Genomic DNA, 17,849 nt, shown 5'->3' with positions numbered 1-17,849 from the left:
GAGCCGTGGAGCGCACGGATCTGCAGTGGCTCATCCATCTGATCAAGTGCCATGACAGGGAGCTGCCGGAGCTGCGGCGGCTGAACGCCTACTACGAGGGCACCCAGCCTTTGTCGTATATGGCGCCGGAGCTGCAGGCCGAGCTCCAGGAGACCGTCCGGCAGGTCGTCATCAACTGGCCCCGCCTGGTCGTCGACTCCCTTGAGGAGCGCCTGGACGTCGAGGGCTTCCGGTTCCCGGACGAGCCGGACTCGGACAGGGAGCTGTGGCGGATCTGGCAGGCCAACGACATGGACGAGCAGTCCCAGCAGGGGCATCTCGACTCGCTCGTCATGGGCCGTGCCTACGTCGTCATCGGGACGCGTGCAGGCGACGAGTCGACGCCGCTGGTCACGGTGGAGTCCCCCCTCGACATGTACGCCGAGTTCGACCCGCAGACCCGCGAGGTGCGGGCCACGGTGAAGCGGTGGAGTGACGAGACGGAGGACGGCAGGGTCGAGCACGCCACGCTGATGCTCCCGAACTCCAACAGCTGGTGGCTCAAAGAGAAGGGCGTCTGGGTCGAAGACCCCGACCACCCGAAGGACGAGCACAACATCGGCGAGGTCATGGTCGAGGTGCTGGCCAACCGGCCGCGCCTGAAGTGCCAGGGCGGCGTCTCGGAGCTCACCGACGTCATTCCGCTGTCGGATGCGGCCTGCAAGATCGCTACCGACATGATGGTGTCCGCCGAGTACCACGCGACTCCGCGCCGGGTCGCGTTCGGGTTCGGCGAGGAGGACTTCGTCGACGCCAACGGCCGGAGGGTCTCGGCGTTCAGCCGGATCATCGGCCGGATGTGGGCGACGGAGAAGAACCGCAAGGACGACGGCGCCGACGTCGTCCAGTTCTCCGAAGCGTCCCTGTCGAACTTCCACGAGACGATCAAGCAGTTGGCGACGCTCGTTGCGAGCCTGGCGGGCATGCCCCCGCACTTCATGGGCCAGTCCACGGACAACCCGGCGTCGGCTGACGCGATCCGTTCGGCGGAGACCCGGCTGGTGAAGCGGGCTGAGCGCCGGCAGCGCCGGGCGGGTGGGACCTGGGAGCGCGTGAACCGCAAGGTGATGCGGCTGCGGGACGGTGTGTGGAACGACGAGGCGCGTTCGCTGGAGACCATCTGGCGGGACGCCTCCACCCCGACCGTGGCCCAGGTGGCCGACGCCGCGGTGAAGAAGTTCGTGGCGAAGATCGTGCCCCTGCGCCAGACCCGCGAGGATCTCGGCTACACCCAGGCCCAGATCGTCCGCATGGAGGCACTGGACCGCGAAGCCGCCCAGGACGCCATGCAGCGCATCCTCGCCGGCGACCTCGGCCCCCTTGAGACCGGGGTGAAACCGGGCTTCGAGGAGGACACGCCTGAACCCGTGCCTGAACCGGCGGACGCGGCGTGACGACGGCGACGGAGCGGCTCTCCGCGCAGCAGGTCGCCGAGTCGTACTACGTGGCCCTGTCGGGACTGTCGCGGAGGACGGCGGACCGCACGCAGGCGCTGTGGCGTGAGCTCGACGCGCGGGATCTGACGGGTTCGTGGGAGAGCCTGGTGGGCCCGCAGATCGTGGAGACGGTCGCGGCGGGCCAGGCGGCGGCCGCAGCTCTCGCGGATCCCTACCTGAGCGGCGTGGTGGCCGCCGACGGCGGCGATCCGGCCGTCGGTCCTCGGGTGCGCGCTGGCAGTTTCGCGGGCTACGCGGCCGACGGGCGGGCTCTCGACTCGCTCCTGTACCTGCCGGTGATCACGACGAAGCAGGCGATCGGTGCCGGGCTGGACGAGACCGAGGCCATGATGCGGGGACTGAATCAGCTCCTGCGTATCGCCGCCTCCGAGGTCACGAGCGCCGGCAGAACGGCGACGGGGGCTGGCATTGCCGCCCGCCGGACGATCCAGGGCTACATCCGGATCGCAACCGCGCCGTGCTGTGCTCGCTGCGCCATCCTGTCCGGAAAAGAGTTCGGGTGGAACTCCGGCTTTCAGCGCCACCCCCGCTGCGACTGCATCCACATGCCCGCGACCCTCATCGCCCGCAGCAGCCTGAAGCGGGGCTCTCTGGAACGCCGGGAGATGTTCCCAACGACGGGGGCCGGGCGCGGCCCGCGCGGGTTCGTCGACGGGCAGACCTACTTCAACTCCCTGTCTCGGCGGGAGCAGGATCGGGTCTTCACGATCGCGGGGGCGCGGGCGATCCGCGATGGGGCGAGCATCACGTCGGTGGTGAACGCGAGGCGCGGCATGTACACCTCGACCGCCTACCGGCAGCAGCTGCGTGCGACCCGCGGGGGAACGACCCGCCGAGGGTCCTTCTACCGCCTGGAGAGGGCACGGGCCATCAGCCGGGGGCAGGTTCCGGCATCGGGGCGAGGGTTCCGCCCGCGCGCCCCGCGTCTCCTCCCGGAGGAGGTCTACAAGCTCGCCGCAACCCGCGATGAGGCCATCGCGATGCTGCGGCGTTTCGGCTACATCGACTAGCCGACCACTCAGGGCTGTCGCGCAAGGCGCCGGCCTCGTCCCGCAACGGGAGCTCATCAATGCACAACACCCGACCCAGCTGGCTGCCCGCTGCCCGTGGCGCGGACTGGTTCCGGCTGAACCGTCACGACGACCCCGAGCCGGCCGATCCGCCGGAGCCTTCGGGAGACCCGGATCCCGTCGAGCCTGACCCCGAGCCGGAAGGCGCCGACAGCCTCGGCGACAAGGGCAAGCAGGCCCTGGACCGCATGAAGGCCGAGAGGGCCGAAGCGAAGAAGATCGCGGCCGCAGAGAAGAAGCGCGCCGACGACCTGGCCCGCAAGGTCGCCGAGTTCGAGGACCGAGACAAGTCCGAACTGGACAAGGCCACCGACAAGGCCCAGCGGCTCGCCGAGCAGGCGGCTCGGGCCACCAAGCGCGCTGTCCTGGCAGAAGTGAGGGCGGCGGCCTCCGCGTTCGCCGATCCCGAGGACGCGGCAGCCTTCCTCGACCTGGCGTCCTACGCCGGCGACGACGGTGAGATCGACACCGACACCATCGCCGCCGACCTCGAAGCGCTCCTCGCGCGGAAGCCCCACCTGCGGCGCCCGCCCCTGGAGCCGCCGAAGCCACCTGCTCCGAAGCCCGACCCGGGTCAGGGCCCCAGGCCCGACGATCCGCCCGCCGACTTCCGTACCGCGACCAGGGACGAGCTGCAGGCCGAGCTGGCCCGGAGCGTCCCCGGCTTCCGACTGCGTTGATCCGCATCCGGGCCCGCCTGGGCGACGGCCGTACCTCCATCGAGGTGGACGGCCACGAGGAGCACGCGGAGGCCGGTCGGGTCTGCGCCGCGGTGTCGGCCATCACCCAAACCGCGCTGCTGGGCCTGGAACAGGTGGCCCTGCAGCACCCGGACCTCGTGTCCGTCGAGATCACCCAGGAGTAGACATGTACGCACTGACTGCGGCCCGGCCGTGGTTCCAGCTCGGCCGTCACGATGTGCGGTCGACCGTCCCCGCAGCGATCCGCGCGATGATGCAGAACGGTCTCCTCGACCGCGTCTTCATGGAGGCCCTGCGGCCCGAGTTCATCTTCCCGGCGCTCGCCGACCCGGAGCCGTGGCAGGGCGGCCTGGGCGACACCAAGACGATGACCCGCAAGGGCCTTCTGGCGCCGGCCACCACGGCCATCACCGGCTCGGACACCTCGGCAGCCACCTACGGCATCGAGCAGTGGTCCGTGACCATGGACCAGTACGGCCAGGCGATCGACACGAACATGCTCACCTCAGCGATGGCGCTGCAGTCGAAGTTCCTCGCCGACGTCCAGACCCTGGGCATCAACGCCGGGCAGTCCCTGAACCAGATCGCCCGCAACAAGCTGTACAACGCCTACGCGGGCGGCCGGACCTGGTGCACCACCGCCGGGAGCTCGGATACGTCGATCATCGTGAACTCGGTGGCCGGATTCACGCACGTCCTCGTGAACGGCGTTCCGACCGCGGTCTCGGCTTCCAACCCGCTCACCGTCACCGTCGAGGGTGTCGCAAACACCGTGACCGGCGTCAACGCGGGCACGAACACGCTCACCCTCGGCACGGCGCGCGCGGACACGGCAGGCGACTACGTCGTCGCCGCGAACGCGCCGACGACGATCCGCCCGACCGGCGACACCGCCTACGATCTGTCCAGCGCCAACGTGGCAACGTTCGCGATGTTCCGCTCCGCGGTTACCCGCCTGCGGAAGATGAACGTCCCGACCGTCGGCGGCTACTACGTCGCCCACATCGACCCGGACACCGAAGCACAGCTGTTTTCCGACAGCGACTTCAAGCAGGCGCTGCAGGGCCGCGTCGACTCCCCGATCTACACCGACCTGTCCATCGGACGCTTCGGCGGCATCGACTGGGTCCGCAACAACGAGTGCCCGACCATCGCGGGCGGCTCCGCCGGCACGGTCACCGTCCACCGCCCCATCGTCCTCGGCGCGGGCGCGCTGGTCGCGGCTCCGTTCGAGGGCATGGGCGACCTGCTGGCCGGCACCGGCGTCCAGGACATCCCGGACATCGCGATGGTCGAGGCGGCGCCCGGAGTCCAGGTCGCACGGATCGTCCGCCCGCCGCAGGACCGCCTGCAGCAGACCCTGTCGACCTCCTGGTCGTGGGTTGGCGACTACGGCGTCCCGTCCGACAGCCTCGCGAACAGCGACGCGGCGCTCTTCAAGCGCGCCGTGGTCCTCGAGCACGCCTGACGGCCCGGCCGGGACAGAGAGAGCTGTCCCGGCCGCACGAAGGAGACATCATGCGTGTGAAGGCGCTCGAGGCGCTCAGCCTGTACTACAACTACGGCGTCACGACCCTGGCCGAGGGCGAGGAGGTCAAGGGCGGTCTGGCCCTGCATCTCCTGGAGACCGGCGCTAACGTCGAACCGCTTGACGCCGACGCCGCCGCCTACGACCACCAGCCCGAACCGTCGCCCAAGGAGCCCGAGAGCGAGGGCGCCGAACAGGCCTCGGGCGAGGCCGACGCCGAGGTCGACATCGACGGAACGGCTGCGGACATCCTCGCCTGGGTCGACGGCGACGAGGAGCGAGCGGCGGAAGCTCTCGCTCTGGAGCTGGCCAAGGACAAGCCGCGCTCGACCCTGGCCAAGCAGCTGGAGAAGCTGGCCGCGGCTGGCGCGGGGTGAGGGGAGGCCGTCGTGACCCTTCCCCCTCTTGCCACGGCGGCCGACCTCGCCGCCGCAGGCGCCACCGGGACCGATGAAGCGATGGATATGGCACTGCGCCGGGCATCTGCTCGGGTCCGCGCCTACACCCGCCAGGACATTACCCTCGCCTCGGGCGAGACGGTCGAGCTGCCCGGCGGTGAGCGCGTGCTGCGGATGCCGCAGTACCCACTCGTCGTGGACGACGCTAACCCGCTGACGGTCGTCGAGCTCGCCGACTTCAGTGGCATCGAGTGGACCGCCATTGAGGGCCGGGACTACTCCAGGCTGGGTAACGAGCTGACCCGCGGATATCCGTGGCAGGCACCGACCCGGCTCATGGGCTGGCCCTGGAACCGCGCTCAGGGGGTGTGGGCACCGAAGGTGCGTGTCACCTACTCGCACGGCTATACCGAGGTGCCTGACGACATCGTGGACATCGTGGTGGATCTGGCCGTGATGAACCTGTCGAACCCTGGGAATCTGCGCGAGGTCGCGATCGACGACTACCGGCAGGTGTTCGCCTCCGAGACCATCGGCGGCGCCCGACTGTCCAGGGATCACAAGGCGGATCTGCGCCGCTACCGGCGGCCGGCGTTCTCGGTGATTCCGTCGTGAGCGCCCTCGAAGTGGCGCTTGTGGCAGGCCGTGCGGCAGCCCTAGAACTCATGCGGGAGACGGTCACGGTCCTCGCCCCGACGGAGCCAGGCTTCGACTGGGACACCGGCACCGAGACACCAGCCCCGATCGTCGCGCTCTACTCCGGTCCGGCGCGAGTGAAACCGGACCGGGAGGCCAGCGGCCGCGAGGTCAATGCGGGCGAGTCGAACGTGGCGCTCCACAGCTACCTCGTGTCCCTGCCGTGGTCTGCGTCCGGCGTCCGACCGCCAGTCGGGGCGCAGATCCGTGTCGACTCCTCGCCGGAGGCGCGTATGTCCGGCCTGATGCTGTGGGTGACTGGTGTCAGGTACGGCTCTACCGCCACGGCCTGGCGAATCACTGCGGAGGACAGGTCATGACGGCGGAGGTTCGCGAGCTTCTGCAGCTCGCTACGGTGCTGCAGGCCAGTGTCGCCGAGGCGCAGGAGCAGATGGTGGCTGTGGTCACCCGCGGCGCCCTGAACATCAAAAACGGTTGGCGGGACAACGCCGTGGCGTCCGCCGGCCGGCATGCGCGGCTGTATCCGTACTCCATCAGCTACGACGTCACGCCGATCCCGGGCGGTGCCACGGCTGAGATCGGCCCCGACAAGGGTCGGCCGCAGGGCCCGCTCGGCAACCTGCTCGAATTCGGGTCGTCGAAGAACCCGCCGCACAACGACGGCGGCCGCGCCTTGCTGGCGGAGGCGCCCCGCTTCGAGGCTCAGGTCGCCTTGATGGTGGACCGTCTGGGGCCACGGTAGTGGCGGCCCCGGACATCAAGCCGCACGTGGATGCCGTCACGGCGGCCCTGGTGGCGGCGGGTCTGGCCGTGGGGGATGGCGGCGCCCCGCCTGCCGCGTCCATTCCGCCGACGGGCATCTACGCCGCGCTGTACTTCGACCCCGGCCAGTCTCTCAGCGAGTCACTGGCCGACCAGCGGACGGACTTCGTTCTGTCTTTCCAGGTCACCGTGGTCGGTCCGACGGCCGAGAAGGTCCGCTGGGCCGCCCAGCGGACCCGTGCGGCTCTGCATGCGCCGCTCACTGTGGCTGGCTGTACCGCGTGGCGTCCCGAGGAGCTGGGCGGGCCGCCGATCCAGCGTGACGACGACGTATCCCCGCCCCTCTTCTACCTGCCGGTGCAGTACCGGCTGCAGTCCACGTCCTGATCGGAGAGTCCCATGGCGCTTCTCGCGCAGCAGGTCGTCGCTATGACCGGCCTGACGCCCACCTACTCGGCAGCCGCCGCCAGCACGACCGTCACCTGCGGGGAGCGCAGTTTCCTGCACGTGAAGAACACCAACGGCAGCAGCATGACGGTCACGATCACGGCGACCGGCCGGATTCGCGGGCAGCTCGCGGCCGACCTTGTCGTGACCGTGCCCGCCACGACCGGCGACAAGATGATCGGCCCGCTGCCCGCGGAACTCTTCGCCTCGGCGGCGGATGGCGTCAGCGCCTCGATCACCTACTCGAGCACGACCAGCGTCACCGTCGCCAACATCGTCATCTGACGGACCCGCCCCACCACGACGCCCCGCCCTACCGGGGCCTTTTTCATGCCCTGAGGAGGGCCCGCCATGTCTGACCTGATCAGCGACGGCAAGACCAAGGTGGTCTGGGCGTCGTCCATCGCCAACCTCGCCGCGCCGACCACAACCGAGCTGAACGCCGGCAGTGACTTCACCACCCGCATCACGCCCGACGGACTCAAGCTCGACCCGAGCACCGCGGACGTCGACACCAGCTCTCTCGCGAGCACGTTCGACACGAAGACCGTCGGCCGTGTCGGATTCGAGGTCGAGCTGACCTTCAAGCGGGGCAGCACGGCCGGCGAGGATCTGCCGTACACCACGCTCAAGTACGGCGTGAGCGGGTATCTCGTCGTGCGCCGCGGCATCGACTACGCCACCGCGTGGGCGTCGGGCCAGAAGTGCGAGGTCTACCCGATCACCTGTGGTGAGCCGGCGAACAGCAGCCCGGCAGCGAACGAGGTCATGAAGTTCGCCTCGCCGATGATGGTGACCTCCTCCCCGCAGACCGCGGCGACGGTGGCCTGATGCCCGACATCTCCGAGATCCTCAAGAACGCCAGGCGCCGCCAGAAGAGTGTCTTCCTGTGCCTGGCGGGCGACAAGGTGGCCGAGCTGGAGCGCCTTGAGAAGGAGCTCGCGGGCCTCGGTGACGCCTGGGCGCCTGGCAGTCTCGCCGAGACGGACCCGCGGAAGAAGCTTGCCGAGAAGGTCGCCGCAGCCCGCGCGGCCGTGCAGGCCTCCGAGACCGAGTTCCGTTTCGAGGCTCTTGGCGACCGGGACTGGTCAGACCTCATCGCGGCCCACCCGGCGAAGGAGAAGGGGCAGGCCTTCGATCCGGAGACCTTCGCTCCCGCCCTGATCGCAACCTGCGCCGTCGATCCGGTCATGAGCGTTGACCAGGTCCGGGAGCTCTTCGACGTCCTCAACCACGCCCAGCGTGACACGCTCTGGCAGGGCGCTTTCGACGTCAACACGGAGGCCACGGGAATCCCTTTCTCGTTGAACGCCTCCGGGATCCTGGACTCCCTCACCGGAGGGAAGTAGAAACCGCCCGGGCCTGGGGCGTCCCGAGGTCAGTCTTCATGGGCCGCGCGGTCGCCCCAGGCGAGCCGCTGTGGCTCGACGAGGACCGCGCCTGGGCCCTCGCCCTCGCCGAGGTCGAGCGGGACTCCTGCCCCGACTGCGGCCATCCGTGGTCGGAAGCCTCGGCTCCGGAGAGCGAATTCCAGTACGACGTCACCCTCCTGCGCTGCCACGCCTGCGCGGCAGGGGCACGCGAGACGGCCGCATTCCAGAAGGGCAACGGCGCCCCTGAGGGGCTGCACGTCAGCATCACGAGACGGGGGTAGCAGGTGGCCACTCGCACAGTGAATGTGGTCCTGACCGGGACGGCGACCCCCTACATCAGTGCCACCCAGCAAGCCGCTCGGGCGTCCCAGGTTGCCGCCCGGCAGATCCAGACGTCGATGCAGGGTGCCGTGAACAGCTCGTCGGCGGCCCTGCAGGGAATGGCGCGGGCAGCCGCGACGCATGGCGCGAATGCAGCGTCCAGCCTGAACCGGACTGCCGGTGTCACCGCCGCGCAGATGCAGCGTCTGGGTGCTCAGGGCGCGGCAGCCATGAACGGCGTCGGGGCGGGGGCCGCCCAGGCTGCAGCCAGCATCAGCTCTCTAAACCGCGCGGCCGGACTCACCGGTTCACAGCTCGCCCGGGTGGGGACCAGCGGGGCCGCGTCTGTCAACCGGGTGTCCGGATCGCTGGGCCAGCTCTCCGGAACCATGGGGGCGGTCAACCAGTCAGCCGCTCTGGCCGCGACGCAGGTAGCGAGGCTGGGCTCCGGTGGGACCACGGCAGTCAACTCGCTGGCCACTTCTCTGGGAGCAGTGTCACCGGCAGCGCTGCGTGCCGCGACAGACGTGCGCCGCATTGGGTCTGCAGCCGCGGGCGCTGCGGCAGCAGCCGCTCCGGGGCGGCTGGCTTCGGCCTGGACTGCCGCCGCCCAGGCCATCGGGGGCGGCATGCGCTTCGCTGCGGTCACGGTCGGCAGCAGCATGCTCGAGGTCGCCAACAGTTCTGAGCAGAGCCTGAAGGCCGTTCGCATGGCCTCCCTCGGCCTGGTTGCGGTGTTCGGTGCAGCAGCCGTTGCAGCGGCCCGCTTTGAGAAGTCGATGGCCGAGGTGCGGGCTGTCACCGGCGGCAGTGCAGCCGAGATGAAGCGGCTGGAGCAGGCAGCCCTCCAATCTGCCCAGGCGACCATCTACTCGGCGACCCAGGCAGCCAAGGCGGAGGCCGAGCTGGCCCGTGCTGGCATCTCCACCGCCGACATCATCGGTGGGGCCCTCCGCGGCTCCCTCGACCTGGCCGCCTCCGGACAGCTCGACCTCGCCGAGTCCGCGATCATCTCGGCCCAGGCCATGAACGCCTTCAAGATGAAGGGCTCCGACGTTGGCCACATCGCCGACGTCATCTCCGCTGGCGCCGGTAAGAGCGCCACGAACGTCCACGCGATGGGGTTGGCATTCAGGCAGGCGGCCCTGCTTTCGTCACAGACCGGCCTGTCCCTGGAACAGACCGTCGGGACGCTGAGCTTGTTCGCCCAGAACGCCCTCGTGGGCTCGGACGCCGGTACCAGCCTCAAGGTCATGCTGCAGCGGCTTGTCCCGCAGTCCAAGGAAGCCAAGGCCGCCATGGACGCGATCGGTTTCTCGGCCTACGACGCGCAAGGCAACTTCATCGGCCTGTCCGCGCTCGCCCAGAACATGAAGACGAGCTTCTCTCAGCTCACACCCGAGGCGCGCAACGCAGCCATGGCCACCATTTTCGGTGCGGACGCGGTGCGCTCGGCCACCATCCTCTACGAGGCTGGCGCCGAGGGCGTCGACAGGTGGGTGTCCGCGGTCAACGACAGCGGCTACGCCACGCGAGTCGCGGCCACCATGACAGACAACCTCGCTGGCGACCTCGAACGCCTCAAGGGCGCCTTCGAGACGGCTCTGATCAGCTCCGGCTCTTCGGCGAACAGCATCCTGCGGGACATGGCCCAAGCCCTCACCAGCGTCGTCAACTGGTACAACCAGCTGTCGCCCGGAGTGCAGAGCAGCGTCACCGTTCTCGCGGGCCTCGCAGGTGTCCTCACCTTCGTCGGCTCGGGCCTCCTCCTGATGCTGCCCCGCATCATGGCTGTGAGGGCCGAGCTCGTCGCCCTGGGCGTGACCGCAGCCAGCGTGCGGGGCGCCCTCCTCGCTGTGGGCCGGGCAAGTGTGGTCATTGCCGTCATCACGGGCCTGGCCTACGCGGCCGACCGGCTGTCGGCGGCGATGCGCGGCGCACCCCCGAACGTGGACAAGATGACCAACTCGCTTCTCGAGCTGGCCGCCACGGGGCGGATCACAGGCGAGGCGATGAAGGCCTTCGGGAAAGACTTGGACGGCTTCGGCTACGCCGTCAATCGCATCGCCCACCCCGGAGTTCTCGACCGGATCGGCGACAGCCTCTACGAGATCACCCACCTGGGAATCGGCGAGGATAGCGACTTGGCGAAGGCGCACGATCAGATCAGGGCGCTGGACAGCGCGCTCAGCAACATGGTCCGCTCTGGCGCCACCGAGGAGGCCCTGGAGGCCTTCAACAGGTTCGCGCAGGAGGCTGAGAAGAGTGGCACCTCTACCGAGAAGTTCCGCTCCCTCCTGCCTGGCTACACCACCGCCCTGCAGGAGATGGACACGCAGGCGAAGCTGAACGCGAGCAGCCAGAAGCAGCTCGGCGACGCGGCCAGCATGACCGCCGACCAGATGGCCGACACGCGCACCGAGGCGGAGAAGCTCGACGACGCGCTGAAGACCCTGAACGGAACTGCCATCAGCGCGGCAGAGAAAGAGATCAGCTTCAGGAGCAGCCTGCAGTCCCTCACGGAGGCGATCAAGGAGAACGGCCACAGCCTCGACGTCACCACGGAGAAAGGGCGCGCGGTCAAGGGCGCCTTCCTCGACGCCGCGCAGGCCGCCATGGCGCACGCGCAGGCGGTCGCCGAGCAGAGCGGGACCATCGAAGCCGGCAACGCGGTCCTCGAGCAGGACATCGCCGTCCTCAAGCGGCAGATGATCGCGGCGGGCTTCTCTACCGCAGCTGTCGAGGAACTGATCGGCGCCTACGCACGGGTGCCCGTGCAGGTCGTCACCGACATCAAGGCCGAGACAGCCAAGGCGGTCGCCGACCTGCAGAACGTGCAGGGTGAGATCCGCAAGACCAACGGTAAGGCGATCACAATCGATGCGCTGACCGCACAGGCGGAGAAGAACCTACGTGACCTGGGCTTCAACGTGCGGCGGCTGCCTGACGGGCGCGTCACCGTTGAGATCCCGACAGGGCCGCCTACGGCAGCCATCAACGCAATCCAGGGCCGGATCAACAGCATCCAGGGCCGGACGGTGGGCGTCGGTGTGTACCTGCGCGCGACCGCCTCCGACCAGGACGCCAACGGCATCCCCGACCTGATCCAGGCCGCACGACGGGATGGCGGCCTGATTGGGTACGCCACGGGGGGCGCGATCCGCGGCTACCCAACTGGCGGCGCCGTCCGCGGGCCGGGCTCGGGCACCTCGGACAGCATCCTCGCCCGCGTCAGCAACGGCGAGTACGTCATCAAGGCGTCGAGCGTCCGCCGGTACGGGGTGGCCATGCTCGACCAGCTCAACGCAGGCCGCCTGTCGACGGCCGGCTACACGGCCCGGCCGGCCGGGCGGATCGCCTCGAGCGGGCCCACCGGCCAGCCCGTTCAGGAGGTGCACAAGCACTTCACGATCAACCTGAACGGGGCCAAGCAGAGCGGCGCCGAACAGCTCCGCGACCTCCAGCGCCACCTCGAATTCGCATCGTGAGAGGGAGGTGATCGCCGGTGCCGTACACACCCGGCGCCAGCCTGGGAGGCCGCAGAGTCGACCTTGGCGCGGTCTCCCTAGGCATGGTGGATGCCGCCGGCGTCGCCTGGCACCTACAGGCCCTCGAAGGCTGGGACGGGCCGGACTTGCGAGCCGAGTACACGCCCCGTGAGGCTGATCACGGGGCGTGGGGCTCACAGGTCTACCTCGGCCATCGCCCCATGGTCCTGAAGGGGAAGATCGAAGCAGGGAGCCTGGCCTCACTCGACAGCGCGATCGAGCAACTGATCGCCGCGGCCTCGCTCACCGACACCACGCTGACCGTGCACGAGACCACCCCGAAGCAGGCCACGGTCCGACGATCTGGGCCCCCACTGGTGCAGCCCATCACCGATCGCATTGCCGAGTACTCGCTGATGGTCACCGCGGCGGACCCGCGCCGGTACAGCACGGTCCTTCAGGCGCGGACGACCGGCCTCCCGTCCGTGACCGGCGGCCTGTCCGTCCCGGTCACGCTGCCTATCACGATCAGCACGACGTCCACCGGCGGCGGTTTCACCCTCGTCAATGACGGCACTATCGGCTCCCGACCTCTGTTCACGATCACCGGGCCCGTGGACAGCCCGGTGATCGTGTGTAGCCGACCCGACGGGGCAGTCCTCCAGCTCGCCTACTCGGCCAGCCTCGGCAGCGGCGACAGCCTCGTCATCGATACGGCAGCCCACACCGTCACCCTCAACGGCTCGGTCAGCAGGCGCCGATACCTCTCGGGCACATGGCCGGAGATCCTCGCCGGCAGCTCCTTGGACGTCCAATGGAGCGCCCTCACTTACAACGGCGCCGCAATGCTGGCCGGCAGCTGCCGGTCGGCCTGGATGTAGAGGAGGCCATCGATGGTCGCCACGGACCCGCTCTGGCTCCCGAGCCTCAGCTACGACGAGACCGAGCTGCGTAAGATGGACGCGCTGCTCGCCATGACGGACGGCACGGCAGGCGGGTCCCGCTCCGGCATCAGGCCTGGCGACACCGGTCTGGCCGTGTCGCTGGCGGGCACCACCGTGAACATCAGCGCTGGCGTGGGCTCGGCCACCAGGTCCGGGCAGGGTGTGTATCGCTTCCAGCTGGCCACCACGAGCCCTGGCACGCTGACCGCCGCCCACGCCACATTCAGCCGCATCGACCTGGTCTACGTGCGCGTCTGGGACAACTCGGTCGACTCGAGCGGCCTCTACAAGGCCGACACCGTCTACCTGGCGGGCACGCCGTCCGGCTCACCCACCGCCCCGACACCGGGCGCCACCGAAATTTACCTGCCGCTAGCCACGATCACCGTCCCGTCCACGGGCGGTGGCGGTACGGGCGCGGCCACCGTGTCCAGCACGGTTCGCCAGGTCACCGTCGCCCCTGGCGGAATCCTCCCCGTCACCTCGGCCGCCGACATTGCCGTGACCGGCAAGTACACGGGGCAGATCCGCTTCAACACCACGCGCTCGCCCTCCGGATCGATGGAGTTCTGGACGGGCAGCGCCTGGACCGCGCCTGGCGACTGGACCGCGTACACCCCGACGTGGACGGGCCTCACTGCCCTCGGTTCGTCGGTGTCGACCGGGAGATGGTCGCGCGTGGGCAACAGCGTTGACGTGACGGCGCAGCTCAACTGGGGTACGGGCAGCACACTGGGTTCCGGGTCGATCGCGGTGTCCCTGCCGGCTACGGCCGCCAGCGGATCGACCCGCTGGGTTGGAACCGGGTACTACTCGGACGGCGTGAACCCGTTCAAGCCTCTGGCGGGAATCGTCGTTGGTGGCGGATCCAGCATGTCCCTGTTCGCGATTCGCCAGTCGGACGTGGGTTACCAGCCTCCCGGATCCCTCGGTTACTCCTGGGTGTCCGGTAGCCAGATGGTCCTGCAGATCAGGTACGAGGCTGCCTGATGCGGGGCCCGTTCGAGCTGGCCTGGTACGGGTGCGCGCTGTCGACGGGCGGCATCGCCGAGGAGCTGCGGTCACTCAGCCCGTCAGGCGCCCTCGGCCGGCGTCTGGGCGCGGTGACCAGCAGCTCTTTCGACCTGGTGATCTCCGAGGGTGCGGCGCCGCTGGAGTGGCAGGCGGCGACGGACCCCGGCCGGACGATGCTCGTCGCGGTGGACACGCTGACCGACACCCCGGTCTGGGCCGGCCTGACGCTCACGCGCGGCGGCGGCTCCGAGGAGCGGGTCGAGCTGGGGGCGTGCAGCCCGGAGGGCTACCTGGACCGCCGCTACCCGGGAACCTACTCGGCGACGCAGACGGACGCCTCGACGGTGATGGCCGCCCTGGCAGCACCGATCACGACCGCCGGCCTGCCGCTCACGTTCGACACCACCCCGTCCGGCCTGCTGATCGACTTCGACATGAAGGACTCCGACGACAAGACGATCCTGAGCGCGCTGCAGACGATCAGCGCGATGTCGGGCGCTCCGGAATGGACGATCGACGTCGTCTGGGCGGACGCCGCCCACACCACGTTCCAGCTGGTCATGCGGATCCGCCCGCGGATCGGCGTCCAGGACGACCAGCCCGAGGCCGTCTTCGACCTGCCCGGCTGCATCAGCAGCTACCGCCTCGCCGAGTCCTACGAGCAGGGCAAGGGCGCGACGGTGGTGGTCGCGACCGGCGAGGGCCAGGGTGATGCGCGGATCGAGTCCGACGTCCAGACGGCTACCGACCTGATCGACGCCGGCTGGCCTCGCTGGATCTACCGCTACTCGCCCGGCACCGGCATCACCAGCACCGACCAACTGAATGCCCACGCCGCAGCCACACTCCAGCTGCTGCAGGCGGGCAGCCGGTCGTGGACCGTGTCGGCAACCGCCTCGCAGGCGCCCCGCATTGGGACGGACTGGGCGCTCGGCGACAGCGTCAGCGTCCAGATCGCCAGCTCGCCGCGGCATCCGGTCGGCGCGTCGGTCGTGGCCCGCGCCTACGGCTGGGACCTGGACATCGCCGGCGACAAGGTCTCCCCGATCCTGCTGGAGGAGTGACATGCCGCTGCCCGTCGACCTCCTGCCGCCGTCGCCACAGGACATCTGGCGCGCGATCCGCAGCCTGCAGCGAGACCTCCGGGAGCTGATGGCGGCCCGCCGCTCGGAGCGCACCGGCACCATGCGGGTGTACACGTCGGCCGGCACGCTCATCATCGAAACCGGGCCCACCCCGTCCACGCACCTCAACGGCAGCACACAGGAGGGGATCCGCCTGTACCGCGAGGACGGCTCGCTCGTCGCCGCGGTACAGGCCGAGCCGTCGGTGACCGGTGTCGACACGCAGTGCTGGACGCTCTACGACCGCCTCGGGAATGCCGTCGTCGCCGACGACCCGATCCCCGGCATGGGCCTCGGCCTGCCGTACATCCCCATCCCGTTCGCACGGTCCTACTACTGGGACTGGCCCGGGACGTTCAGCATTCCGTGGGTCGACATGTACCAGACGACCATCAAAAAACAGCAGGCCATGGCCTACGTGTCCGTCGCTCACACCATGGACACCTCCGGCGCTACCGGCGAGATCCAGGTCACCGTCAACGGGGCGGCGATCGGCTCACCGACGGGCGTGATCTGGTCCGTGCAGACCACGACCGTCGGCCCTTTCAGCCTGCCCGGCGACCACCTGGCCGCCGTCGACCTGCGGGTGCAGGCCCGCTTCACAGGCGGCGCCGGCTCCCTGCGGTGCGAGGTCCTCGCCGCATCCCAGATCCAGTCATAGGGAGTCGCCATGGGTACACCGCCCGACCCGCCTCCGGAGCCGCCAGGCGCCCGCCACGTCGTTCTCGACGAGCTGCCAGCCCCTCTGTCCGAGCAGAACCCGCCCCAACTCCCCGACCTGCCCGCCGAGCCGGAGGAGCCGGGCGGCGGCGCCACCATCGCAACGTAGGAGGGCCGCATGGCCTGGTACCCCGGAGCCGTCCGTATGGAGCTCCAGCCCGAGTCGGACGGCCAGCCGGCGATCGTCCCGACGCAGCTGATCTACCACTCGATCAGCGCGCCGTGGACGAAGGAGCGCCTGTACGAGTACTGGCGCGACGGAACCAACTTGGACTCCCACTTCGGGCAGTCCTACGACGGCACCCTCGCCCAGTACATCGGCACCGAGACCCGCGCGGACGCCAACTACCTCGCCAACCGGCGGCCGGACGGCACCGGCGCGGTGTCGGTCGAGACCGCGTCCAACGACAACCACTCGGACCCTTGGACGGACGCCCAGGTCGAAGGCCTGATCCGGCTCGGCGTGTGGATGCACCAGCGGCACGGCATCCCCCTGCGGATCTGCCGCACTGCCTCGGACCCCGGCTACGGCTACCACCGCCTCCACGCCGACTGGGCGGTCAGTGGGACCGCCTGTCCTGGTGACGCGCGCGTCGCCCAGTTCAAGAACGTGATCTTCCCGGCCATCGTCGCCCGAGCCACGGGCCAGGCCCCCAACCCGTCCGAGGAGGACGACATGCCCCTGACCCAGGCCGACATCGACGCCGTCGCCAACGCCGTCTGGAACCACACCGAGACCAACGCCAACACCGGCGAACCCGTCTACATGGGCGCCGTGCTCGCCTGGATGGACAAGGTGCACGTCACCCAGACCGAGAAGGTGCTCAAGCAGCTCACCGCCGCCCAGGCCGCAATCGCAGCCCTTGCCACGCAGCTCGGCCAGGTCCACGGGGTCGACACGGCCGCGGTCGTCGCCGCTGTCCGCAAGGCCATCGCGGAGGCCGTCATCCACGTCGACGTCGACGTCACCGGCACCCCCGCCGCCACCAGCTGAAAGGCGCACCATGACCGTCACCCTCGACCGCGCCTACTGGCTCGGCCTCCTCGTCTCCGTCGTGCTGCCGGTCCTCGTCGGCCTGGTCACCACCCGCGTGACCTCCGCCGGCACCAAGGCGGTGCTGCTCTTGGCCCTCTCCACGGCGAACGGCCTCGTTGTAGAGATCGCCAACCCCGGGCCCGCCTTCGACCTCGGCACCGCCGCCGTCCTCGCCGCGGTCAGCTTCGCCACCGGTGTCCTCGCCCACTTCGGGCTGTACAAGCCCGTCGGCCTGGCTGGCAAGGCGCAGGACTCCCTCATCACCGCATCCTCCGCACCGCGGAGCGTCTAGATGTGGTGCCGTGCGGCCCGCCTGATCCGAGTCCGGCTGGGCCGCCGCGGCGTAATCCTCCCTGCTGGGGCGCGGTCTGGAAGAGCGGAGCCACCCTATGAACGCTGACTCGTGGATCCAGATCGGAGCCAGCTCGGTCGCCACCATTGCCGCCGCCTTCGCTGGTCGGGCGGCGCGGCGAACGAGAAGGCAAGAGGACCGCGATGACTTCACCGCGATCAAGGACGCGCTGAATGGCCGCATCGACTGTCTCGAGGCGGACATGGACAAGCAACGCCGCCTCGTCGGCGACCAGACCGAGGCCCTCACCTACGTCGTCGCCCGAGTCAGGTCCCTCGTCTCGTACATCCGCAAGGCCGGGCTCGAGCCACCGGCAGCGCCTCCGATCCCTGAGCGGGCGCGCGACTACCTCCACCACATCGACATCTGAGAACTGGAGTACGGCAGCCGCACCCCCTTCCGCCCTCCGCGGGAGGGG

At 69.5% G+C, this 17,849-nt stretch carries 23 protein-coding genes; all 23 read left to right on the top strand.

The genetic code is table 11. The annotated features are described in order from the left end of the window. The first annotated feature begins 5 nt into the window (after positions 1-5). The 23 genes from HYE82_RS03625 to HYE82_RS03515 all read left to right on the top strand — a co-directional run bounded on the left by HYE82_RS03625 (position 6) and on the right by HYE82_RS03515 (position 17,801). On the top strand, positions 6-1,433 hold the full coding sequence (locus HYE82_RS03625) for a phage portal protein (RefSeq protein ID WP_179172442.1): 1,428 nt from the start codon (positions 6-8) through the stop codon (positions 1,431-1,433). After that, positions 1,430-2,506 (top strand): hypothetical protein, encoded by a 1,077-nt coding sequence (locus HYE82_RS03620; RefSeq protein ID WP_179172441.1) that lies wholly within the window; start codon positions 1,430-1,432, stop codon positions 2,504-2,506. Before HYE82_RS03625 ends, HYE82_RS03620 begins: the two co-directional genes overlap by 4 nt. Positions 2,507-2,565: 59 nt before the next feature. Next, on the top strand, positions 2,566-3,246 hold the full coding sequence (locus HYE82_RS03615; protein WP_179172440.1) for a hypothetical protein: 681 nt from the start codon (positions 2,566-2,568) through the stop codon (positions 3,244-3,246). Then, entirely contained in the window at positions 3,243-3,431 is a 189-nt protein-coding gene (locus tag HYE82_RS03610) for a ribosomal-processing cysteine protease Prp (RefSeq protein WP_179172439.1), read from the top strand. Before HYE82_RS03615 ends, HYE82_RS03610 begins: the two co-directional genes overlap by 4 nt. Positions 3,432-3,433: 2 nt before the next feature. Then, positions 3,434-4,735, top strand: coding sequence for a hypothetical protein (locus HYE82_RS03605; RefSeq protein WP_179172438.1), 1,302 nt, complete (start codon positions 3,434-3,436; stop codon positions 4,733-4,735). Positions 4,736-4,785: 50 nt separating this feature from the next. Continuing rightward, positions 4,786-5,172 carry a hypothetical protein gene (locus tag HYE82_RS03600; RefSeq protein WP_179172437.1) on the top strand — a complete coding sequence of 129 codons (387 nt, stop codon included), beginning with the start codon at positions 4,786-4,788 and terminating at the stop codon, positions 5,170-5,172. A 12-nt stretch (positions 5,173-5,184) separates the two neighbouring features. After that, on the top strand, positions 5,185-5,808 hold the full coding sequence (locus HYE82_RS03595; protein ID WP_179172436.1) for a hypothetical protein: 624 nt from the start codon (positions 5,185-5,187) through the stop codon (positions 5,806-5,808). After that, positions 5,805-6,209 (top strand): DUF6093 family protein, encoded by a 405-nt coding sequence (locus tag HYE82_RS03590; RefSeq protein ID WP_179172435.1) that lies wholly within the window; start codon positions 5,805-5,807, stop codon positions 6,207-6,209. Before HYE82_RS03595 ends, HYE82_RS03590 begins: the two co-directional genes overlap by 4 nt. Beyond that, the gene (locus HYE82_RS03585) at positions 6,206-6,592 is read left to right on the top strand and encodes a hypothetical protein (RefSeq protein ID WP_179172434.1); all 387 of its coding nucleotides are present in this window, start codon (positions 6,206-6,208) and stop codon (positions 6,590-6,592) included. Before HYE82_RS03590 ends, HYE82_RS03585 begins: the two co-directional genes overlap by 4 nt. A 26-nt stretch (positions 6,593-6,618) precedes the next feature. After that, positions 6,619-6,999, top strand: a complete 381-nt coding sequence (locus tag HYE82_RS03580; RefSeq protein ID WP_309144185.1) for a hypothetical protein — start codon at positions 6,619-6,621, stop codon at positions 6,997-6,999. Positions 7,000-7,011: 12 nt separating this feature from the next. Further along, the gene (locus tag HYE82_RS03575; protein ID WP_179172432.1) at positions 7,012-7,344 is read left to right on the top strand and encodes a hypothetical protein; all 333 of its coding nucleotides are present in this window, start codon (positions 7,012-7,014) and stop codon (positions 7,342-7,344) included. A gap of 66 nt (positions 7,345-7,410) precedes the next feature. Continuing rightward, entirely contained in the window at positions 7,411-7,890 is a 480-nt protein-coding gene (locus tag HYE82_RS03570; RefSeq protein ID WP_179172431.1) for a hypothetical protein, read from the top strand. Next, positions 7,890-8,408: a hypothetical protein gene (locus tag HYE82_RS03565; protein WP_179172430.1), complete on the top strand. Its 519-nt coding sequence runs from the start codon at positions 7,890-7,892 to the stop codon at positions 8,406-8,408. The genes HYE82_RS03570 and HYE82_RS03565 overlap by 1 nt, the downstream gene beginning before the upstream one ends. Before the next feature lie 38 nt (positions 8,409-8,446). Beyond that, on the top strand, positions 8,447-8,713 hold the full coding sequence (locus tag HYE82_RS03560) for a hypothetical protein (protein ID WP_179172429.1): 267 nt from the start codon (positions 8,447-8,449) through the stop codon (positions 8,711-8,713). Between the two features lie 18 nt (positions 8,714-8,731). Further along, complete coding sequence (locus HYE82_RS03555; protein WP_179172428.1) at positions 8,732-12,241, top strand: phage tail tape measure protein; 3,510 nt, start codon at positions 8,732-8,734, stop codon at positions 12,239-12,241. Positions 12,242-12,462: 221 nt separating this feature from the next. Then, positions 12,463-13,122, top strand: coding sequence for a hypothetical protein (locus HYE82_RS03550; RefSeq protein ID WP_369009801.1), 660 nt, complete (start codon positions 12,463-12,465; stop codon positions 13,120-13,122). A gap of 12 nt (positions 13,123-13,134) precedes the next feature. Continuing rightward, entirely contained in the window at positions 13,135-14,175 is a 1,041-nt protein-coding gene (locus tag HYE82_RS03545) for a hypothetical protein (protein WP_179172426.1), read from the top strand. Beyond that, positions 14,175-15,263: a hypothetical protein gene (locus HYE82_RS03540; RefSeq protein ID WP_179172425.1), complete on the top strand. Its 1,089-nt coding sequence runs from the start codon at positions 14,175-14,177 to the stop codon at positions 15,261-15,263. Before HYE82_RS03545 ends, HYE82_RS03540 begins: the two co-directional genes overlap by 1 nt. A 1-nt stretch (position 15,264) precedes the next feature. Continuing rightward, a complete protein-coding gene (locus tag HYE82_RS03535) occupies positions 15,265-15,984 on the top strand; it encodes a hypothetical protein (protein ID WP_179172424.1) in 720 nt (239 codons plus the stop codon). A 9-nt stretch (positions 15,985-15,993) separates the two neighbouring features. Then, on the top strand, positions 15,994-16,152 hold the full coding sequence (locus HYE82_RS03530) for a hypothetical protein (protein WP_179172423.1): 159 nt from the start codon (positions 15,994-15,996) through the stop codon (positions 16,150-16,152). 9 nt (positions 16,153-16,161) lie between these two features. Further along, a complete protein-coding gene (locus HYE82_RS03525) occupies positions 16,162-17,037 on the top strand; it encodes an N-acetylmuramoyl-L-alanine amidase (protein WP_179172422.1) in 876 nt (291 codons plus the stop codon). 10 nt (positions 17,038-17,047) lie between these two features. Then, positions 17,048-17,371: a hypothetical protein gene (locus HYE82_RS03520; RefSeq protein ID WP_179172421.1), complete on the top strand. Its 324-nt coding sequence runs from the start codon at positions 17,048-17,050 to the stop codon at positions 17,369-17,371. Positions 17,372-17,468: 97 nt separating this feature from the next. Then, positions 17,469-17,801, top strand: coding sequence for a hypothetical protein (locus HYE82_RS03515; RefSeq protein ID WP_179172420.1), 333 nt, complete (start codon positions 17,469-17,471; stop codon positions 17,799-17,801). Positions 17,802-17,849: the final 48 nt, after the last annotated feature.

Source organism: Streptomyces sp. BR123 (genome assembly GCF_013401435.1).
Taxonomy (GTDB): Bacteria; Actinomycetota; Actinomycetes; order Streptomycetales; family Streptomycetaceae; genus Streptomyces.
This window is presented reverse-complemented; position numbering and strand designations above follow the sequence as displayed.

What these genes read in the sequence shown, in the direction of transcription:
- HYE82_RS03615 (WP_179172440.1), top strand. Translation starts at nt 2,566, where the DNA reads ATGCACAACACCCGACCCAGCTGGCTGCCCGCTGCCCGTGGCGCGGAC.
- HYE82_RS03605 (WP_179172438.1), top strand. Translation starts at nt 3,434, where the DNA reads ATGTACGCACTGACTGCGGCCCGGCCGTGGTTCCAGCTCGGCCGTCAC.
- HYE82_RS03600 (WP_179172437.1), top strand. Translation starts at nt 4,786, where the DNA reads ATGCGTGTGAAGGCGCTCGAGGCGCTCAGCCTGTACTACAACTACGGC.
- HYE82_RS03585 (WP_179172434.1), top strand. Translation starts at nt 6,206, where the DNA reads ATGACGGCGGAGGTTCGCGAGCTTCTGCAGCTCGCTACGGTGCTGCAG.
- HYE82_RS03575 (WP_179172432.1), top strand. Translation starts at nt 7,012, where the DNA reads ATGGCGCTTCTCGCGCAGCAGGTCGTCGCTATGACCGGCCTGACGCCC.
- HYE82_RS03570 (WP_179172431.1), top strand. Translation starts at nt 7,411, where the DNA reads ATGTCTGACCTGATCAGCGACGGCAAGACCAAGGTGGTCTGGGCGTCG.
- HYE82_RS03565 (WP_179172430.1), top strand. Translation starts at nt 7,890, where the DNA reads ATGCCCGACATCTCCGAGATCCTCAAGAACGCCAGGCGCCGCCAGAAG.
- HYE82_RS03560 (WP_179172429.1), top strand. Translation starts at nt 8,447, where the DNA reads ATGGGCCGCGCGGTCGCCCCAGGCGAGCCGCTGTGGCTCGACGAGGAC.
- HYE82_RS03550 (WP_369009801.1), top strand. Translation starts at nt 12,463, where the DNA reads ATGGTCCTGAAGGGGAAGATCGAAGCAGGGAGCCTGGCCTCACTCGAC.
- HYE82_RS03545 (WP_179172426.1), top strand. Translation starts at nt 13,135, where the DNA reads ATGGTCGCCACGGACCCGCTCTGGCTCCCGAGCCTCAGCTACGACGAG.
- HYE82_RS03540 (WP_179172425.1), top strand. Translation starts at nt 14,175, where the DNA reads ATGCGGGGCCCGTTCGAGCTGGCCTGGTACGGGTGCGCGCTGTCGACG.
- HYE82_RS03535 (WP_179172424.1), top strand. Translation starts at nt 15,265, where the DNA reads ATGCCGCTGCCCGTCGACCTCCTGCCGCCGTCGCCACAGGACATCTGG.
- HYE82_RS03530 (WP_179172423.1), top strand. Translation starts at nt 15,994, where the DNA reads ATGGGTACACCGCCCGACCCGCCTCCGGAGCCGCCAGGCGCCCGCCAC.
- HYE82_RS03525 (WP_179172422.1), top strand. Translation starts at nt 16,162, where the DNA reads ATGGCCTGGTACCCCGGAGCCGTCCGTATGGAGCTCCAGCCCGAGTCG.
- HYE82_RS03520 (WP_179172421.1), top strand. Translation starts at nt 17,048, where the DNA reads ATGACCGTCACCCTCGACCGCGCCTACTGGCTCGGCCTCCTCGTCTCC.
- HYE82_RS03515 (WP_179172420.1), top strand. Translation starts at nt 17,469, where the DNA reads ATGAACGCTGACTCGTGGATCCAGATCGGAGCCAGCTCGGTCGCCACC.